The organism is Tunturiibacter psychrotolerans (assembly GCF_051013365.1).
GTDB classification, from domain to species: Bacteria; Acidobacteriota; Terriglobia; order Terriglobales; family Acidobacteriaceae; genus Edaphobacter; species Edaphobacter psychrotolerans_A.
The window spans coordinates 1,239,776-1,258,533 of sequence record NZ_CP132941.1 but is presented as its reverse complement, the minus strand read 5'-3'; the positions used below and the strand labels follow the sequence as shown (position 1 = coordinate 1,258,533).

Here is an 18,758-nt window from a genome sequence, read left to right as displayed (position 1 = left end):
AGGCTAAGCTCGAGTGAGCGTCGGGAGCGTGCTGTTGGATTTATTTTTGGGGAGATTGGTCGGTGAGGGGTTTGACGTCGCCGCAGTTTGAGGAGAGAAACTTTGCGGTGAAGGTTTTGCTCATCTCCATGTTGATGGGATGGTCGTGGGAGGTGCCGATGACTGTGGAGTGACTGGTGCCGGTGAAGTGTTCGGAGTCCGCGAGTTGGAAGTCGGAGTGAGACTTTGAAGTGGCGTTGGGGCCGGTGCAGGTGGTGTCGAAGGCGATCTGGTTTGCGGTCTGAACCTTGTTGGACATGGTGCACTGGACGTTTGGCGCGGATTTGGTCATGGCGGCGAGATAACCGCTGATGGTGGTTCCGGCGGTGAAGCAGGCCTGGCTCACGATGGGTTCGTTGTCGTTGTCATTAAGGCCGATCTTTGCGACGACCTGGGTATTCCAGAGTCCCGGTTTGATGGGGATGTCGGCGAGCTGGCCGGGCAAAGCTGAGACGCCGATGAGGAAGAGCGATGCCGTGCAAAGGGTGAGGTGGCGGGAGGGTCTCCGAGGGTTCATTTTGGATGCTCCTGGAGTGGATGGTTACCGGTGCACGGGAGGAGTTTAGCACGCAGGTTTACTGACGGTTGGAGCGGAAGAGAAGCGCGCTGCTACACGAATGCTCACTCGTACGATGAAGCCGCATGAGTGAGCACCGTGGGATCGAGGACGGCTATCGCTCACAGCTGGGTCATCCTGGCCTTTGTCATTTTGGATGACCCTCGCTGTGGTTTTCCGGCTGGCGTTGTTGCAGCTGTTGCTGTTGCGCGGTGTGGCGCTGTTCCATTTGCTGAGTTTGCTGTTGGTGCCGTTGCTCCATCTGCTGTTTTTGCGCGTCGTTTGCGGCCTGCTGCGTCGCTCGCTGATGCTCAGCATCCTGTTTTTGCTGAAGCTGCTGGTGCTCCTGGTTCTGTTTTGCGATGAGTTGGTTCTGCTGCTGCTGATATTTTTGATCGAGTTTGGCGTTTCCAGTATTGGGCGGTGGAGGCGCCTGGTGGGGCTGTACCTCGCTCGCATGGTTCGTGTTCGTTGGGTGAGATTCTGTGTTGGGTCGATTGGCCGGTGGGTGATAGGGCGCACCTGCTTCGTGAGCGGCGACGACGTCATGGCCGCTAAACTCGCCGGGTCTCGCGGTTGCGGCGATTGGAGGCTTGCCCTGATTTGCGGAAGCGCGGAGCTGTGGGTTGGAGCGTGCTGCCTGGAGATGTTGCACCTGCGCGGGGACGGGTGCGATGTGCCGTTCGCGCTCCGCCGCTTCTTCTTGTGGGGTAGCACGTGCTTCGATGCCGCCATTGCCACCGTTGTAGCTGACGCGGTTGATGACGGTGGTGTTGTGAACGATGGTGGTGTTGTAGGTGTTGTGAATGTTGGTGACGTTTATGTTGTTGACGGTGCGGTTATAGAAGAAGTGTCCACCGTCCCATCGGCCTCCCTCGTAGCCGTTTCCGAAGTAGCCGAAGCCGTAGCTGATGCCGCCGTAGAAGCCGACCTGGGAGCCCCAGTAGCCCTGATGAAAGAGGAATCCGCTACCACCCCAGCCCCACCAGCCGGGGGTCCAAAGATAGCCAACCTCGGGGGCGAGAACCCAGGTGCCTGGAACCCAGTAGTAGTCGCCGTAGTCGGGGTCCCAGGCCCAGTAGCCGGGGGTCCAGATGTAGCCGTCGCCCGGGCAGAGGGGCTGCGTGTAGACGGGGAGAGCGGGTGGTCCAAAGGAGACGGAGATGCCGATCTGCGCGAAGGCAGTCGAGGAGATGACTGCTAAGAGGAAGCCGAGTAAAAGATTTCGAATGGATGGTTTCGTGCGCATGGTGTTTGCTCCTGAGAGAAACTCGCGTTGCAATTATGAACGAGGAAGTTGAGGTTTAGTTGTCGTTATCTTTGACAAAAACGGTCGCCCCTCGTGCGCCGTAAGGTTAGTCCACAGGAGCCTGCGGTGTCACATCCTTATGTCGTGTTCTCCGACGATGGTGAAGGCCGGGAGCAGGTTGGTCATAATGAGGAGGTCTCGAACCTTTTTGCCAATGTGGCGCAGCTCGAGCTCGCAGCCCTTAGTGCGGGCAGAGACGTAGATGCGGACGAGTGCGCCGAGGCCCATGCTGTCCATGTGGGTGAGGTCGGAGAGGTCGAGGGTAACGCGCTGGTGTGTGGGGAGGAGCTGGGAGACAGGAGCGTAGAGCAGTTCGGTGTGGCCGGCTAGCAGTTTGCCGTGGCAGCGGACGACGGCTGTGCTGCCGCGGTCTTCGATCTCGAGCGTGAAGGGTGGAGTGGCGGCGACAGACATGGGAGCTCCTCTTGGAAGCCCATTCTATCTTTCCTGAATCGAAGAATGGTTCGTGCTTTCGCACAAATGCTTACATCTCAGAATCGAGAGATGGAGCACCCGATTTAGAGGCTAACGGTTAGATCTGGCGACGCGCACGGTTAGTTGCCTTTGTCTGCGTGGCGGGTGTATTTGCGCAGGACAAACTCCTGTACCAGGGCGTTGGCGATTCGGCCACCGGAGTTGATGAAGAAGCTGGAGAAGACGATGCCTGGACCACGATTGCTATTCGGATAGTAGGTATTGGTGAGGGACGATGCGATCAGGTCGCCGCCCATGCTGGAAAAATTGATTTCGTTTTTGCCATTGTCCCCTTTGCAGATGAATGGGGCTGAGATGGCGTGAAGGGCGCGAGATTTTTTGGTGCCGGTGCCCTGGTAGAAGTAGCGCGGGTCCTGATGCAGGAGCGAAGGTAGAATAGCTCCGCCGATCATGATGTTCGAGAAGCTGTCGGCATAGGCGGCACCGAAGCGCTGACCGTAGCCCTTCCAACCTTGCTGATAGTCGGGATAGTCGGCTGCCTGATTGAGTCCTGCGATGAAGAAGTCGCCGGCGATGCTGGCCACATCGGTACCGGCTTTGAAGGCGAGTTCATACTTCAACTTCGAGGTGAGCGGGACGGGGTTTTTTTCGTAGGAGACGTAGAAGTTGGGGATGATGCCAAAGACTCGTTGCTTCTCTGCTTCCTTTGTCTGTTCGAGAGCGAGCTGCTCCATGGTGACGGCGGAGACTGTGGTTTCGACGATTGCTGCCTTGAGCTTGATGTCGGTGAGTTCGAATGACTGGCCAGGACTGATTGTGACGGAAGGCGAAGTCCAATCGCCGAACCCATTCGCTTTGATGACAATCTTGTGAGGGATCGTCGGGTCGATATTTCTAAGGACAAAAAATCCTGTTTCGTTCGCCGTGACGGTCTGAGAGTCACTCGAAGATGGTTCGTCGACTGTGATTGTGGCGTCGGGGATAACGAGGCCATCGACATCGGTCACGTCGCCGCTGATGGTTCCGCGCTGCGGTCCGGTCGTGCCGGCCTGTTGGCCTGACGCGGTGATCGGAGCGACACCCAGAATCAGTGTCAATAAAAGTCGGCGGAAGTGCATTCAGATTAGCCCTTTAGCGATGGTGTCCTTAAAAGGATGCGGCAGCCTTGCTGAAAGGTTCAGTCATTCCTGATTGTTTAGACGACGGAAGCGTCGTGCGCGTTTGTTGCTTAGCTTATGTTGAAGATCACAGGCGCTTTATCAGGGGCGGGCGTTCCACCGCTGATTTTAATTTGGTTTGCCGAGCCAGGAGTATTGCCACGCTAGCGAGACGTTCTGATAGTTTCCGCCGAAGCGGATGTAAGTGCCGTTGCTGTAGTTGATCTTGATGGATTGATGCTTGCCGAGCGGGACGGAGGCTGTGCCTCCTATGCGAGAGCCGGTCTGCCTGGTCTGCAGATTTTGTATGCCGTTGAGAGTGGTGACACCGCCAAACCAGAAGTTGCCATCGAGCGAGATCCAATAGCGCGGCTTCAAGTCGTAGCTTAGGTGGCCTTCCAAGGAGCCGATCGGTGCTTCGGTCTGAGGCTTTGGTGTGGGTTGATCGTAGGACGCGGGATTGGTGGTGTAGAACCACGCTCCGCCGTAGCCGTCGAGAACCCAGTGGTTCCAGCGTTTTGAATAGCCGAGCTCCGGTTTGAAGGCCCAGCGATTGATTCCCCAGTTCACCAGCTTCGTTGGTTCATATTGTCCGGTGGGGGCGATGATCTTTACGCTTAGGCCGATCAATGTCTTTTGTTTCCACTTCGAGAAAACTTGTGGCGTCATTGCTGGACCGCCTCTGAGGTTTACGGAGAAACGGATGGATGTGTCCAAGAGGCCGGAGCGATAGATTGATTGCTGTTGGCCCATTAGCGTACCAGTGAAGTTTCCAACTGCGTAAGGCAATGACGCGGTGAGGTTCGCAGAGCGTCTGAAGAAATTCAGAGTGTGGTAGAGGCTGAAGATGGGGACGTTGTAGGTGCCGGTTGCGCCTGAGATGGGGACTGTTCCATTGAAATCTACACCTCCGTCAAAGTAGGCCCAGGTGAGGATGACTGCGTTCGTGTGAATGGGCGTGATGACGTAGGCTCGCGGCGACAGATCCTGGGCATGGATCGCCGCGGCCAAGAATGCGAGCAGGCTTGACAAGAGCAGGACGGAGCGACATCGCATGGGATACCCGCTCCGCCACTATACCAACCCCTTGAAGGCGTTCCGTTCGCTCCTACGGCGAGCTGCGGGACACCACTGCGGCCACGCTCTTCGGACGCTCTGATCGTCTTGTGGTTGCTTTTAGATTTGTTCGCGGAGTAGCTGGGTTAATGACTGAAGACTGTGCTCAGAGAGGCTGGCGTAGTGACGTACCTTTTCCGGGTGCTCCGCGTCTTCGCAGATAAGGTAGATGAGGTTGGAGAGAGCCTCAGCGTGATTTGCTGCGCTGCGGATGAATAGCTCGTGGTCCGCCCAAGGGATGCCTGTTTCGAAGTCTTCCATATTTTGCCTTATCCAGACGCGTGATTGCGTGCGGCCAAAGCCTACTTGCTGAATAAAGATGCGTTGGGTAAGTGTTGAGATGTATGGAGTTAAATGTGCCTGCTGGCCGACATAATGCGAAGGCTATTTCGAGGGGCCGTAGTGGGTGAGGGCGCTTTGGTCGAAGCGGTCGAGGAGTTCGGCTACGTCTTTGTAGACCTCGATGCAGCCGGCGTCGAGGAGTTCTTTGCGGGACCAGCCGCCGGTGGTGACGCCGATGGTGCGGATGCCTGCTTTGCCGGCGGACTCGGCGTCGTAGGGGGTGTCGCCCAGGGCGAGGACGCTGGTGGGTTTGGCGTGTAGCTTGTCGAGGGAGGCGGAGAAGATGTCGGGATGGGGCTTGGAGCGGGCGGCGTCGTCGGCTGAGGTGGTCTCGTCGACGAGGTCGGAGATGTTGGCGATCTTCATGTAGGTGTCGAGGTCGGCTTTGGCGGAGGAGGAGGCGAGGGCGGTGCGGATTCCGGATTGTTTGAAGCGGAGGAAGAGGTCGCGGACGTGGGGGAAGGGTGTGACTTGGTGGAAGTAGTCCTGATGGAAGAGGAAGCTGCGGTAGGTTTTGAGGGGCTCCTCGACCATGGGGCGTTTCCACCAGGGGACGAAGACGGGGATGAGCTGGTCGCCGCCTTTGCCGATCTGTTTGCGGAGGGTTTCGATGTCGAGGGGGATGTCGATGACGGCGAAGGCGTCTCTCCATGCGGCGGCGTGGAGCCAGTTGCTTTCGACGAGGGTTCCGTCGATGTCGGATAGGACGGCTTCTACCATGTGGGCCCACCTTTGGGAGTGCAGATGGTGGGTTAGATGCGATTCGTGCTTTCGTGCGAATGCCCAGTCGTGTGGCTTCGAAAGTGGTATCTAGAGTTCCATTGAAAGTGGATATGCACAAATGCCACAAGCTGAGTCAATCTCAATAGTGGCATTAGCTCAGTGTGATTCCGGAGGGGACGATGGACGCGTATCGGCGAAATGGAGTTGAAGCGTTGGTGAGAGTTGGCTGCCGCCGCAGTTCAAAAGGGGGCATCGTGAGTATTTACCAACCTTCGGTCATGATCGCGGTGCTGAGTCTGTGTCTGGCAGCGCCTGGACAGTTGGCCGCACAAACGCACCAGGATTCGGGCCCGGGCGTGAATCAGACAGACAGTGCTGTCCCCGGTCTTTCCCGTCTTCACGACTTCGACTTCCTGGTTGGTCAGTGGCACGCCCATCATCTAAAGCTGAAGCAGCGACTCGCCAATAGTCACGAGTGGATTGAATTCGACGGCACGTTGTCGAGTCAACCGCTTATGGGGAGTTACAGCAATGTGGACGATACAGTGCTCAACGTTCCCGGTGCTCCTTATCGCGGTGTCGCTCTGCGCTCCTTCGACGCGAAGACCCATCAGTGGTCCATCTGGTGGCTCGACAGCAGGACACCATCCGACCGATTGGATCCGCCGATGGTTGGAGGCTTCCACAATGGCGTCGGCACTTTCTATGGGGAGGATATGGTCAAGGGAAAGCGAGTTCGGGCGCGCTTCCTCTGGTCCAACATCACTCCGACGTCGGGCCACTGGGAGCAAGCGGACTCGCCAGACGAGGGCAAGACCTGGGAGACAAACTGGGTTCAGGACATCACGCGAGTTCGCTGATTGGCGGTTCGTGCTTTCGCGCGATGCCCACATCTCAGAATCGAGATGTGGGGCACCCTGGGTCAGATCTGGGCCACCCGCCTGTAGGTCGGCGGGGGAGATGGGGCGTTGGGGGTTTGGATGATGTCTCTTGCCATGGGCCAACCGCCCTAGTTGCCTTTTTCTTGTGCTTCAATTCGCTTTTTGAATTCATCAAGGTCCAGGCGCGTTTGACTACGAAGCGGCTGGTCTTTAGATACAGTCCAGAGTTCATTATCAGTTTGATCGCGTACTGAGAGAATTACGGGGGTAGGTGATATGTCTATATCATTGCGTGGCGGCATGGGTCTGCCTTTGGTGTTTGCTGTGAACCGAAGGACCAAATCGGCGTCCTTTGCGTCCTTCACGATTTTGAATCGCCCCCACTTAGTTAATGCATCGTAGGCTCGGTCTGAAATTTCAGGGTGGCCCGTTTGATTGTCAATGTAGACGGTTTTTGCAGCTATCACGCTGGCCGGGAGCGGAGCATATTTATCCTTCGCATGAATCGGCGACACGGCGAGAACCAGGGCAAGTGCTACTGTGCTTGCTGCTTTCATGCGATCTCTCCCTAGAGAACTATAGTCCACAGACTTGTGGAGCACACTCATAGTTGCGGATGACTTTATCGGCTTTCGCCAGAGCTTCGGCTCGCATCTCTGCGACTGAAGGTGATGAAGTGGAGTCGTCCTGTGTTCTGACGTCGTTCTAAGCCTAAGGGCATGGATGGATTTTATCGGCTGGGGAGGGAAGGCGGTTCGTGCTTTCGCACGAATGCCCACTCATGCGGTGAGACTGCATGAATGGGGCACCCAAGGTTGTGTTTGGTTTTATGTATGGGCCACCCGCCTGCGGTAGGTTTTGAGGGGCTCCTCGACCATAGGGCGCTTCCACCAGGGGACGAAGAGGGGGATGAGCTGGTCGCCGCCTTTGCCGATCTGTTTGCGGAGGGTTTCGGTGTCGAGGGGGATGTCGATGACGGCGAAGGCGTCTCTCCATGCGGCGGCGTGGAGCCAGTTGCTTTCGACGAGGGTTCCGTCGATGTCGGAGAGGACGGCTTCTACCATGGGGATCCACCTTTGGGAGTGCAGGATGGTGGGTTAGATGCGATTCGTGCTTTGGCACGAATGCCCACTCATGCGATGCGACTGCATGAATGAAGCACCCAAGGTGTGGGCTGGTTTTATGTATGGGCCACCCGCCCCTGATCTACTTCACTTTTGGAAATAGAGCTGTCACGAACAAGCCCGTGTACACACCAAAAATGCCCTCAAGCAGTCCAATAACAATTTTGAATTGGTCGAATGTATCAAACCCGATATTCACGGCCTTGAGAATAGTCGCAGTGAAAAGACAGACAACGAAAACTGACGGGATAAGCAAGGAAAAGAGCGCGTAGTCTTTTGAGACTTCACTGGATGTTGCTATGGCCCGAGTCCTTGTGGCAATAGTGGATCTAACTATAGTTGCTGTGTATGTAGCGAACATCGGAACAATTAGGGCTACTGTGGTTGTCATCTCGGAAAAAGTGAAACCATGAAAAACCCACAAAATCATCACGAGCAGTATTATCGACAGATGAGAGAGGACCAACCCTCTCGAAACGTACTGGCGATTCTGATCTTCAGTCATGTCGCTCTCTTTTCTGCAAGTTCACAACGAGGCCTTGCATGAATCTTCCCACCTCGTCCTGCATCTTTCTGGTGTAAATCGGTTCAAGATCTTGGAAGGAGGAATCGGATGGCTCGTTCGGTCCTACCCCGGCCGCAAATTGACCGTCCATCACGCAACGTATTTTGATCTCTGCGGCATTTGACCTATAGATGATCAGAGAATACCTAAGCTTCTCCCAATAGTTTTCTTTGGTTACTGTGCCCTTGACGTTCTCAATCAGGAATTCGAAGAATTCTCCTCCTTCATCCGAGTCGTTACTCACAAGAGAGATTCTTGAATGGCCTTTCGCATAAAAACCATTGAAGACATCTGACACCCACTCAATAGTCGGAAGCTGTGATCCCGAAATAGCAGCTCTCTTAGGAATCTGAGTAGATTTTGGCCGTTTACCAGTGGCAGGCTTGACATCTTGTTCCGGTTCACCGCGTATGGTTGTTGATGTTTGAACCGACGTCTGCGCTGGCCACGCCTGATAGTCGGCAAATGCGACGTCGGGCTCAGACTTCCAAATAGCGAGCCATTCATTTTCGGTTCCGGGCACCACCGAAATCGTTGCAGTGGGTGGTTCTATGAGCCATTTTGGCACGATGCCGCTTGGAAGAAGTGAAATGAATTTGTCTTGCAGCGCAGAGTCGTGCTGAAGGTCCCCGTAGACTCTAAAAGTCGTTTGATCGGGAGCCAACGGTTGATCGCGAGTCTTGACAATGACGCTGCGCCCCAGCGTATGTTCCCGATTGAGATTTCCAGTGAATGTTTCTATTTTTTCTCTGGAGTCTTGAGTGTCATCTATCAACAAAAGACCAAAGACATGTTGCGAATATAAATCGAACTTGACCTTATAAGATCGCAGTATCCATCGAGCTTCGGAATCTGAAGTCCCTTCCTTGAAACTGACGACAATGGAGCCGGGTACCGACTGTCCATCCGATCTGATGGACGCGAGACATACAAGAACGACCAGAACGATGATTGATCGATGTGGAAATTTGTTTTTCATTTCCTCTACTGACGAATCGGCATCTTCGCCACAAACGAATCTCTCATTTGTTGTAATGGTGCTGTATCTAGGAGGTCTTTAAGTTCGTCGACGGGAATCACCGTGGATATGCCACTATTTTCTTTACTAGATTCAGGCAAAGTGGGGCTTACCTCTATTTCAAACTTTTCGGACTCGTTCATGTATCCGCTGACCACTCCGAGTAATCGAAATGGAAAGCCCCCGAAAGTGAGTGCCCCATTGTGCAACCCCCCGACATTTACGAACATGGGCGACCCGCTGTTCCCGTTAAACACGTGCACATCCGCAAGATAGAGATCGCCCGGCTTGTGCATTGTTGTTGTCATCTTTTCTTCTGGCATCATCGCTAAAACACCTTCTCGAACAATGGGCTCGTTCTTCTTGAGACCTGAGAATTGATAAAAAAAACCTGCAAAGAGAATCGAGTCTCCTTCGGCTATGGATTGAGACTGCACTACATCTCTTGTTGCCATCAGGGACGTAGGAAAGGCTGAGTAGTCGTATATCGCTTGATCAGGCGCCAAGGGTAGAACAGCAAGATCTACGGAAGGGTCGTCGTCGCGAAAGTACCAGTGGGAACTGTTGATAGGGAGCATCGCTTCAAATGCGGTGCTTGTTCCATCCAATGATCGCTTGTTAAGCTTCAACGAAAAATTGGTCACAGCGAATGGTGCACCATCTTCAAATCCGGGCTGTACCATATGGCGGTTTGTAACTAGATATACGAAACCCTGACCTGGACCAAGCCGCTTGTCCTCGTAAGCAACAAAAAATGATGTGCCCCGCTTCTGCATGATGCCTATGGGCGTTTGATATGTGACCGTTAGAAAAGCGACCATTTTTTTAATTTGCGAAATGGGTGAGATAGTGACTGGGCGAGTGGGCTGGGAATTTGGAGCCGCTGCTGCTGGCGGTGTGGAGCTGGGCGCTGGAGGAGACACCTGAGCGGGCAACTGAACTAACGCCACCGCTGTAAAAGACCACACCAAAACTGCCACACTTCGTAACTTCACGGATCGATCTCGCACTTGCAACTCAGCTTAGTTTGATCTGGATAACATCCCTGGATGCTGAACATAGCAGTCGGCAGCTTTATAAACAACATAAAAGTTTCGTTTTAGGGTCATCAGCCGATCGCAACCTTTAGCGATTATTCCACTGTTACGCTTTTGGCCAAGTTTCTGGGTTGGTCTACGTCGCAGCCTCGGCGTACGGCGATGTGGTAGGCGAGGAGTTGGAGGGGGACTACTTCGAGGATGGGTAGGAGTAGTTCGGGGGCCTGGGGGATGTAGATGGTCTGCTCGACGAGCTGGCTGATCTCGGTGTCGCCTTCGATGGCGATGGCGATGACGCGGCCAGAGCGGGCGGTGACCTCTTGAATGTTGCTGAGGGTTTTTTCGTACTTGAGGACGCTGCTTGGGTCGTTCGGATCTTTTGTGGCGATGCAGACTACGGGGAGGGATTCGTCGATGAGGGCGTTGGGGCCGTGCTTCATCTCGCCGGCGGGGTAGCCTTCGGCGTGGATGTAGGAGATCTCCTTGAGCTTGAGTGCGCCTTCGAGGGCGATGGGGTAGTGGATGCCGCGGCCGAGGAAGAGGAAGTCGTCGGAGGTGTGGAAGAGGCGGGCGAGCTCTTCGCACTGGACGGAGAGTGGCTGGCGGGGGGTGGCGCGGCGGTCGGGTGCTGACCATTCCGGCTCTGTGGGATTAGGCGGTAGAGAAGCGGGTTTCTCCACTCCGGCGCTTTGCGCCTCCGGTCGAAATGACAGATCTTTTGTAGGGTCGGAGGGGGTGCTTTGCGTGTTCGGTCGAAATGACAGATTTTGGTTAAGGCCAGAGGGTGCGCTTTGCGGCTGCGGTCGAAATGACAGATTTTGGGTGGGGCCGAGGCGGGCGTTTCGGGTGGGGCCTGTGGGTGCGGCGACGCCTTCGGAGGAGCCGGGGGCGTCGGGTGAGTTGATGTTGAGCATGGAGGCGAGCTTGCCGGGGAGTTTGGAGAGCTCGGTGACGAGATGGAGGGATTCTTCGTCGGAGATGGTGCCGCGGACCTGCGCGAGATGGAGGGCGAGGATGAAGAGGGCGGTGAGCTGGGCGGTGAAGGCCTTGGTGGAGGCGACGCCGATCTCGGGGCCGGCGTTGGTGGTGAGGGTGCCCTGGGCTTTGCGGGTGATGGCGGCGCCGACGACGTTGCAGATGGCGAGGGTTTTGGAGCCTTTGGCAGCAAGCTCGGCCTGGGCGGCGAGGGTGTCGGCGGTTTCTCCGGACTGGGTGATGAGGAGGCCGATGGCGCGCGGGTCGGCGATGGGGTCGCGGTAGCGGTATTCGCTGGCGTAGTCGACTTCGACGGGGAGGCGGGCGAGTCGCTCGATCATGAACTTGCCGGCGAGGCCAGCGTGCCAGGAGGTTCCGCAGGCGGCGATGGTGATCTGGCTGGCGTTGCGGAAGTCGGCTTCGGAGAAGTCCATTTCGGGGAGATGGACTTTGCCGGTTTCGAGGGAGACGCGGCCGAGGGTGGTGTCGCGGATGGCGCGGGGCTGCTCGTTGATTTCTTTGAGCATGAAGTGCTTGTAGCCGGACTTTTCGGCCTGGATGGGGTCCCAGGTGATGCGCTGGACTTTGAGGGGGAGCGGGTTGGCGTCGAAGTCGGTTAGAGCCACGCCTTCTTTGGTGAGGATGGCGACTTCGCCGTCGGCGAGGAAGTGGATGTTGCGGGTGTGGTGGAGGATGCCGGGGACGTCGGAGGCGAGGAAGAACTCGCCGTCGCCGATACCGATGACGGCGGGTGGGCCCATGCGGGCGGCGACGAGCTTGTTGGGCTCGTGTGCGGAGAGGACACCGATGGCGAAGGCTCCGGTGATGCGCTTGACGGCGCGGCGGACGGCTTCTTCTAGGGGGATGGTGGGTTTGGTGCTGAGAGTTAGGACGGCTTCGGACTCGTTGGCTTCGGGTGCGTCGGAGGTTCGGGTTTGAAAGGTACTAGCGGCCTTGGTTGTGCCGAGTGCTTCGGGGTCCTTCGGCTGCGCGCTGCGCGCTGCGCTCAGGATGACGCTGTCTTGATGATGGGCGCTTTTGGCGGCGAGGTTTAGCTCGTCTTCGATGAGGTGGGCGATGATCTCGGTGTCGGTTTCGGAGACGAACTTGTGGCCCTTGGCGATGAGGGCGCTTTTGAGGGAGAGATAGTTTTCGACGATGCCGTTGTGGACGACGACGAGGGTGCCGGAGCCGTCGCGGTGGGGGTGGGCGTTTTCTTCGGTGGGGCGGCCGTGGGTGGCCCAGCGGGTGTGGCCGATGCCGAAGGTGCCGTCGATGGGGGAGTCGTGGATGACGGCTTCGAGGTTGCGGAGCTTGCCGGGGGCGCGGCGGAGCTCGAGGCCTTTGGGGCCTCCGGCTACGGCGATGCCGGCGGAGTCGTACCCGCGGTACTCGAGGCGGCGAAGGCCTTCAATGATTACGGGGACGACAGACTGAGGGCCAATGTATCCAACGATTCCACACATGGAATGAGTTTAGATGGCGACGGCCGATTCTGCCTCACGGAAGGGCTGGGACTTTTGGGGGAGGGGTTCTGCGAGGGCTGAATTGCGGACGAAGATGGCGTCGACCTGGAGGAGCCTGCCGGTGGTCGGGTCGCGAAAGGAGGGCTCGAGGTCCCAGAGATGGAAGCCGTGGTCGGACATGGCAGCGGACATCTCAGGCATGAGGGTTTCGCCCTGGTAGAGAGGGAGGAGGGACATCTCCAACTGCACGGCGAGGGCCTGGGAGAGGATTCTGGGGGCGCCGGTGAGGACCTGAAGTTCGAAGCCCTGAACGTCGAGCTTGAGGAGGGTGCGACTTTTGAATGCGGGGGGAGGGAGGACATCGTCGAGGCGGCGGATGAGGACTCTTTCTTTGTGGAGGTAGCCGGAGCGTGGCGCGGCGGAGAGGTGCGAGTCGAGCATGGGGAGGATGGAGCTGCAGAAGGAGTCGGCAGAGACGTTGATCTCGGTTTCGCCGGTGGTGGCTCCGAGGGCGATGCCGGCTACTGTCCAGAGGGGATCGGATGCGGCGGCGGTTTGGAGTCTTTGATAGGCGGTGCTGCTGGGTTCGAAGGAGAGGATTTTGCCGCGGTAGTCGACGGTGCGGCAGAGCTGTGCGAATTGGCCGGCGTTGGCACCTACGTCGAGGATGAGGTTGAGGTTGAGAAGAGAGAAGAGGCGGCGGTAGCGGAGTTTTTGTGAACTGTATACGTCGGTCTTCCGAATCTGATGTCCGGTGGCTTCTACTACGGAGCGGATGGAGTGTCTTATGGAGTGCGTCATGTGGTTGTTGTCTCGAGAATGGCGCTTTCTTCCGGCTGCGTTTGGGGAGTGTGGCAGGCCAGCAGGATGGAGAGCATGGTGAGGAGCCAGAGCGGGTAAGAGAAGTCGTAGATCTGGGTGTCGGTGAGACCACGTACGAGAGCGAGGAGAAGTATGGTTCCTGCCAGCGTTTTGAGGTTAGATGCAGAAGCGCGACGGATCTGGCGAAAGAAGGTCCAATAAACACCGATAGTTAAAAGAACCCCGATGGCTCCGAAGGAGAAGAACTGCTGGAGGAGTTCGTTATGAGCTTGTTGAGCTTCGAAGGTCCCAAATCGCGGGACGATGAAGCGGTAGGAGTAGAACCCGTAACCGAAGATGGGCTTTTTGAGGGCGTACTCGAAGGAGACGGCCCAGATGAAGGTTCTGCCGGTGAGCGTCTCTGGATCTGTGCCTGCGGTGTAGGTGGTGAAGTAAGCCTCGAGGAGACCGGAGAGCGAGGCAACAATGAGTCCGGCAAAGATAGCGAGTCTGATCTTGATCTTGCGCGATAAGGCTGAGTCGCGGATGAGATAGATGCTGAATGCGATAAGGAACGCGAAGATGGAGCTTTTGCTGATGGTGCGGAGAAGCGTGCAGGCGAGGAAGAGAGCGGGCCATCGCCAGAGCGTGGTTTCGTGGGCGAGGTGGACCGCCAGTAGTGTGGCAATACTAAAGACAAAGCCGAGTACGTTTGGATGCAGGAAATCCAGATCGCCCAGACGTAGATCGAACGCTGCCGGGATAATCCAGGCGATGATCGCGACGATGCAGGCTCCACTGACAAAGCCTTTCATGATGGCGGCGCCCTTGACTTCAGGGTCTGCGTCGCGAAGGAGAAACCAGACGGTGGCGACGTCTGCTGCCCAGGAGAGCCAGTAACCTGCGGCTGCTTCGATGGGCGCCTCAGACCATAAGAGACTGACGAGGCTAAAGCCAAGGATGGCAGCGGCCCAACGGATTGGGACGGTGCGATAGGCCGTGGGTACGGTGACGGGGCTGCTGATAGAGAACAGCATCGCGAGAGTGAGAAGGGCCAAGCTTAGCGCCAGCCAGACGATGGTTCCGGTTTGCGGCTCGTCTTGAAACCAGAGATAGGTCAGGCAGACTCGGAAGGCAAAGATAAAGCCAGTTGTGGCGGAGAGAAGCGGGAGGTCACCGCGGATTTTTTCAACTGTGGATGCCATAGTCTGCTTCACGGGTGGTTGCTGTGGGGGCAGGGCTGCAGGATGCAACGGCGCTGCTCGTCCGCATCTCGTTTGAGTTTATGGGTTGGTAGAGGTGGTGAGTCGAGATTGAGTCTGACGCTGCAATCTTTTTACAACGACGAGACAAATGCTCGACAGTTGAGCGGCATCTAGTAGATGAAAGCATTTAGGCCTGAATTTACGGGTTTGTGATGGCCCGGGTGTAACGTAAGGGCTTACGACCGGGAGTGCTGTGCACATACTCGTCATCAATAGTGGATCTTCGTCGATAAAGTTTTCCCTGTTTGAGGCGGGAGGAGACGAGGTTCGCTCGTTGTTCGAGGGAGAGGTGACCGGGATTGGCGGAGCGCAGGGCGGCTTCAAATTTCGCGATGCGGGTGGGCTGGATTTGAGCGGTGGACGTAGCGAGGTGGAGGCGAAGACGCCGGTTCAGGCGATCGGGCTGGTAGTGGGGGCGGTGAGTGGGGAGGGCCTGCCGCGGGTGGATGCGGTTGGATATCGGGTGGTGCATCCAGGGGCGAAGCTGGACCGGCATCAGAGGATCACCGATGAGGTGCTGAAGGATCTTGAGGAGGCAGTGGTGTTTGCGCCGCTGCATGATCCTGCGGTGATTGAAGTGATCAAAGATATGATGGCCAAGTTTCCGAGTGTGCCGCACTACGCTTGCTTCGATACGGTGTTTCACCAGACGATGCCGGAGGAGGCGACGACGTATCCGATTCCGATGGAATATCGTGAGCGGGGAGTTCGCCGGTATGGGTTTCATGGTCTGAGTTGTGAGTCGATTGTGCGGAGTCTGCGAGCGGAGAAGACGATTTCCTTCCCGAAGCGAATGGTGATTGCGCACCTGGGGAGTGGATGCAGCGTGACGGCGGTGGTTGATGGATGTTCGATCGATACGACGATGGGGCTGACGCCGACGGGGGGCGTGGTGATGGGGACGCGGCCGGGAGATCTCGATCCGGGGCTGGTGCTTTATCTGCTGCGGGAGACGAAGGGAAATCAGGTGGGGGCGCTTGAGAAGATGCTGAATCATGACGCGGGGATGGTGGCTCTCTCGGGGATGCCGAACGATATGAAGGCTGTTCGCGAGGCTGCGGCGAAGGGCGATGCGCGGGCGAGGCTGGCTACCGAGATCTTTACTCGAAGTGTAAAGAAAGCGCTGGGCGGCTTTATCGCGTTGATGGGCGGGATTGATGGGGTTGTCTTTGCGGGCGGCATCGGGGAGCACGATGCGCGGTCGAGAGAAGAGATTGTTGCAGGAATGCAGGGCTTAGGGATCTCGATTAATTCTGAGTTGAACGAAGGCAGGAGCGACGCGGTGCGGGTCGTAAGTGCATCAGACTCCTTAACGGCGGTGATTGTTGTCCCGACGAAAGAGGATTGGATGATCGCGATCCATGTGCGTGAACTGGCCGGATCGGCGAATTAGTTCTTTGTAAGTTACAAAACTATTTTTCTTTTCCAATCAATGGATTTCGACTCAAGGAGCTTTTATGAGCAGCGTGGTGAAAGAAAAAGAATTGTCTAAGGATAAGAGCCAGGGTGGTAAGCCGCTTTCGGCTGAGGAACTACGGAAGATGGACGCTTACTGGCGGGCGTGTAACTACCTTTGTGTTGGGATGCTGTATTTGCGAGCGAATCCGCTGCTGCGCAAGCCGTTGGAGCCGGACCATATTAAGAATCGGCTGCTGGGGCATTGGGGATCGGACCCGGGGCAGACGTTCGTTTGGGTTCACTTGAATCGGCTGATCAAAAAATATGATTTGAATCTGATCTATCTCTCGGGGCCGGGACACGGCGCGCCGGCGACACTCTCGAACAGTTATCTGGAAGGTGTTTATTCAGAGGTGTATCCGGATAAGAGCGAAGACGTTGCCGGAATGCTGAAGTTCTTCAAGCAGTTTTCGTTTCCTGGTGGAATTGGGAGCCACTGTACGCCGGAGACGCCGGGGTCGATTCATGAGGGCGGCGAACTGGGATATAGCTTGTCGCATGGGTTTGGTGCGGCGTTTGATAATCCGGACCTAATTGTGACGGTGGTGGTTGGGGATGGAGAGGCGGAGACGGGACCGCTGGCGACCTCGTGGCACTCGAATAAGTTTTTGAATCCGGTGCGGGATGGTGCGGTGCTGCCAATACTGCACCTCAATGGTTACAAAATAGCAAACCCTACCGTATTGGCGCGCATTTCGCCTGAAGAGCTGGAGTGGATGTTCAAGGGATATGGCTGGGAGCCGCATGTTGTCGAAGGAGATGATCCGGCGACGATGCATCAGCTGATGGCGGGAGTGATGGAGGATTGCGTGACGGAGATTCGCGCGATTCAGAAGAAGGCGCGGAGTGCTCCTAAGGGAACAGAGCCGGAGCGGCCTCGGTGGCCGATGATTATTTTGCGTTCGCCGAAGGGATGGACCTGTCCGAAGGAGATCGATGGACACAAGCTGGAGGGGTCGTGGCGAGCGCATCAGATGCCGGTTCTCGATCCGGTGACGAATCCGAAACACTTGAAGCTGGTTGAAAAGTGGATGAAGAGTTATAAGCCTGAGGAGTTGTTTGATGAATCGGGCAAGCTGATCGCTGAGTTGAGAGAGATGGCGCCGGTAGGACAACGGAGGATTACTGCAAATCCGCATGCGAATGGAGGGTTGCTGCGGAAGCCTATGGAACTGCCGGACTTTCGCGACTATGCGGTGAAGGTGGAGAAGCCTGGGCAGATCGAGGTTTCGCCGACTGATGTGTTGGCGCACTTTTTGCGCGATGCGATGAAGATGAATATGACGAGCTTTCGTGTCTTCGGGCCGGATGAGACGGCTTCGAACAAGCTGCAGGCTATTTATGAGGCCAGCGGAAAGACGTGGATGGCGAGGCTGCTGCCGGAGGATGCGGACGGCGGAGATCTCGCACGCGATGGCCGCGTGATGGAGATTTTGAGCGAGCACACTCTGGAGGGATGGTTTGAAGGCTATGTGCTGACGGGGCGACACGGATTCTTCTCGACGTATGAATCGTTTGTGCACATCATCGATTCGATGTTCAACCAGCATGCGAAGTGGTTGGAGAAGAGCAAGCTGGAGCTGAGGTGGCGGGCTCCGATTTCTTCGATCAATCTGCTGATTACTTCGCTGGTGTGGCGACAGGATCATAACGGATTTACACATCAGGATCCGGGGTTTCTGGATGTGGTGACAAATAAGAGTCCGGAGATTACGAGGATCTATTTGCCGCCGGATGCCAATTGTCTGTTGAGCGTGGGAGATCACTGTCTGCGCAGTGCAAACTACGTGAATGTGATCGTCGCGGATAAGGCACCGCATATGCAGTATCTGAATATGGATGATGCGGTGAAGCATTGCACGAAGGGAATCGGTATATGGGATTTCGCGAGCAACGATGCAGGAGATGAGCCGGATGTGGTGATGGCTTGCGCGGGAGATATCCCGACAGAGGAAGCGTTGGCGGCGGTGGCGATTCTGCGAGAGCGCTGTTCGGACGTGAAGATACGGTTCGTTAATGTAGTGGATCTGTTCCGGTTGATGCCGGAGACGGAGCATCCGCATGGGCTTTCGGAGAAGGAGTTCGATGGACTGTTTACAAAGAACAAGCCGGTGATCTTTAACTTCCATGCGTATGCTTCGCTGGTTCATAAATTGACTTATAAGCGGACGAACCATGAGAACTTTCACGTGCGCGGGTACAAGGAGAAGGGGAATATCAACACACCGCTGGAACTCGCGATCCTGAATCAGATTGACCGATTCAATCTGGCTATTGATGTGATCGATCGAGTGCCGCGGCTGCAGTTGACGGCGGCGCACACGAAGGAGTGGCTGAAGGGACAGATCATCGAAGCAGTGAACTATGCGCATGAGAACGGCATCGACAGTAAGGAGATTCGGGAGTGGAGATGGCCTCTGTAGATCGGTCGTGAGGAAGAGAAAAGCCCCTGCCGCGATGTTCTGCGACAGGGGCTTTTGGTTTGGTTTGG

General features: G+C 56.3%; 18 protein-coding genes. 3 read left to right on the top strand and 15 right to left on the bottom strand.

Annotated elements, in window-relative coordinates; genetic code table 11:
* Positions 1 to 40: 40 nt before the first annotated feature.
* The 7 genes from RBB76_RS05135 to RBB76_RS05105 form a co-directional block, all read right to left on the bottom strand.
* Entirely contained in the window at positions 41 to 556 is a 516-nt protein-coding gene (locus RBB76_RS05135) for a DUF3617 domain-containing protein (protein WP_429628481.1), read from the bottom strand.
* 187 nt (positions 557 to 743) lie between these two features.
* Entirely contained in the window at positions 744 to 1,844 is a 1,101-nt protein-coding gene (locus RBB76_RS05130; RefSeq protein WP_429628482.1) for a YXWGXW repeat-containing protein, read from the bottom strand.
* 129 nt (positions 1,845 to 1,973) lie between these two features.
* Positions 1,974 to 2,318, bottom strand: a complete 345-nt coding sequence (locus tag RBB76_RS05125; RefSeq protein ID WP_429628483.1) for an STAS domain-containing protein — start codon at positions 2,316 to 2,318, stop codon at positions 1,974 to 1,976.
* A gap of 140 nt (positions 2,319 to 2,458) precedes the next feature.
* On the bottom strand, positions 2,459 to 3,457 hold the full coding sequence (locus RBB76_RS05120) for a carboxypeptidase-like regulatory domain-containing protein (protein WP_429628484.1): 999 nt from the start codon (positions 3,455 to 3,457) through the stop codon (positions 2,459 to 2,461).
* A 168-nt stretch (positions 3,458 to 3,625) separates the two neighbouring features.
* On the bottom strand, positions 3,626 to 4,552 hold the full coding sequence (locus tag RBB76_RS05115) for a transporter (RefSeq protein WP_429628485.1): 927 nt from the start codon (positions 4,550 to 4,552) through the stop codon (positions 3,626 to 3,628).
* A gap of 120 nt (positions 4,553 to 4,672) precedes the next feature.
* On the bottom strand, positions 4,673 to 4,873 hold the full coding sequence (locus tag RBB76_RS05110) for a hypothetical protein (RefSeq protein ID WP_429628486.1): 201 nt from the start codon (positions 4,871 to 4,873) through the stop codon (positions 4,673 to 4,675).
* Between the two features lie 123 nt (positions 4,874 to 4,996).
* Entirely contained in the window at positions 4,997 to 5,674 is a 678-nt protein-coding gene (locus tag RBB76_RS05105) for an HAD family hydrolase (RefSeq protein WP_429628487.1), read from the bottom strand.
* Between the two features lie 257 nt (positions 5,675 to 5,931).
* Between RBB76_RS05105 and RBB76_RS05100 the strand changes: the two genes are divergently transcribed.
* Complete coding sequence (locus tag RBB76_RS05100) at positions 5,932 to 6,537, top strand: hypothetical protein (protein WP_429628488.1); 606 nt, start codon at positions 5,932 to 5,934, stop codon at positions 6,535 to 6,537.
* Positions 6,538 to 6,686: 149 nt separating this feature from the next.
* On the opposite strand, the gene RBB76_RS05095 is transcribed toward RBB76_RS05100, so the two are convergent.
* The 8 genes from RBB76_RS05095 to RBB76_RS05060 form a co-directional block, all read right to left on the bottom strand.
* Positions 6,687 to 7,115, bottom strand: a complete 429-nt coding sequence (locus RBB76_RS05095) for a hypothetical protein (RefSeq protein ID WP_429628489.1) — start codon at positions 7,113 to 7,115, stop codon at positions 6,687 to 6,689.
* A 270-nt stretch (positions 7,116 to 7,385) separates the two neighbouring features.
* Positions 7,386 to 7,622 (bottom strand): hypothetical protein, encoded by a 237-nt coding sequence (locus RBB76_RS05090; RefSeq protein ID WP_429628490.1) that lies wholly within the window; start codon positions 7,620 to 7,622, stop codon positions 7,386 to 7,388.
* A 142-nt stretch (positions 7,623 to 7,764) separates the two neighbouring features.
* Positions 7,765 to 8,187, bottom strand: coding sequence for a hypothetical protein (locus tag RBB76_RS05085; RefSeq protein WP_429628491.1), 423 nt, complete (start codon positions 8,185 to 8,187; stop codon positions 7,765 to 7,767).
* Entirely contained in the window at positions 8,180 to 9,226 is a 1,047-nt protein-coding gene (locus RBB76_RS05080) for a hypothetical protein (RefSeq protein WP_429628492.1), read from the bottom strand. Before RBB76_RS05080 ends, RBB76_RS05085 begins: the two co-directional genes overlap by 8 nt.
* Before the next feature lie 5 nt (positions 9,227 to 9,231).
* Entirely contained in the window at positions 9,232 to 10,245 is a 1,014-nt protein-coding gene (locus tag RBB76_RS05075; protein ID WP_429628493.1) for a trypsin-like peptidase domain-containing protein, read from the bottom strand.
* Positions 10,246 to 10,397: 152 nt separating this feature from the next.
* Positions 10,398 to 12,743 carry an SIS domain-containing protein gene (locus RBB76_RS05070; RefSeq protein WP_429628494.1) on the bottom strand — a complete coding sequence of 782 codons (2,346 nt, stop codon included), beginning with the start codon at positions 12,741 to 12,743 and terminating at the stop codon, positions 10,398 to 10,400.
* A gap of 9 nt (positions 12,744 to 12,752) precedes the next feature.
* Positions 12,753 to 13,544, bottom strand: a complete 792-nt coding sequence (locus tag RBB76_RS05065) for an FkbM family methyltransferase (protein WP_429628495.1) — start codon at positions 13,542 to 13,544, stop codon at positions 12,753 to 12,755.
* On the bottom strand, positions 13,541 to 14,749 hold the full coding sequence (locus RBB76_RS05060) for an O-antigen ligase family protein (RefSeq protein ID WP_429628496.1): 1,209 nt from the start codon (positions 14,747 to 14,749) through the stop codon (positions 13,541 to 13,543). The genes RBB76_RS05065 and RBB76_RS05060 overlap by 4 nt, the downstream gene beginning before the upstream one ends.
* A gap of 253 nt (positions 14,750 to 15,002) precedes the next feature.
* On the opposite strand from RBB76_RS05060, the gene RBB76_RS05055 reads away from it, so the two are divergent.
* Both RBB76_RS05055 and RBB76_RS05050 read left to right on the top strand, forming a co-directional pair.
* A complete protein-coding gene (locus RBB76_RS05055) occupies positions 15,003 to 16,202 on the top strand; it encodes an acetate/propionate family kinase (protein WP_429628497.1) in 1,200 nt (399 codons plus the stop codon).
* A 64-nt stretch (positions 16,203 to 16,266) separates the two neighbouring features.
* Complete coding sequence (locus tag RBB76_RS05050) at positions 16,267 to 18,690, top strand: phosphoketolase family protein (protein ID WP_429628498.1); 2,424 nt, start codon at positions 16,267 to 16,269, stop codon at positions 18,688 to 18,690.
* Positions 18,691 to 18,758 lie beyond the last annotated feature (68 nt).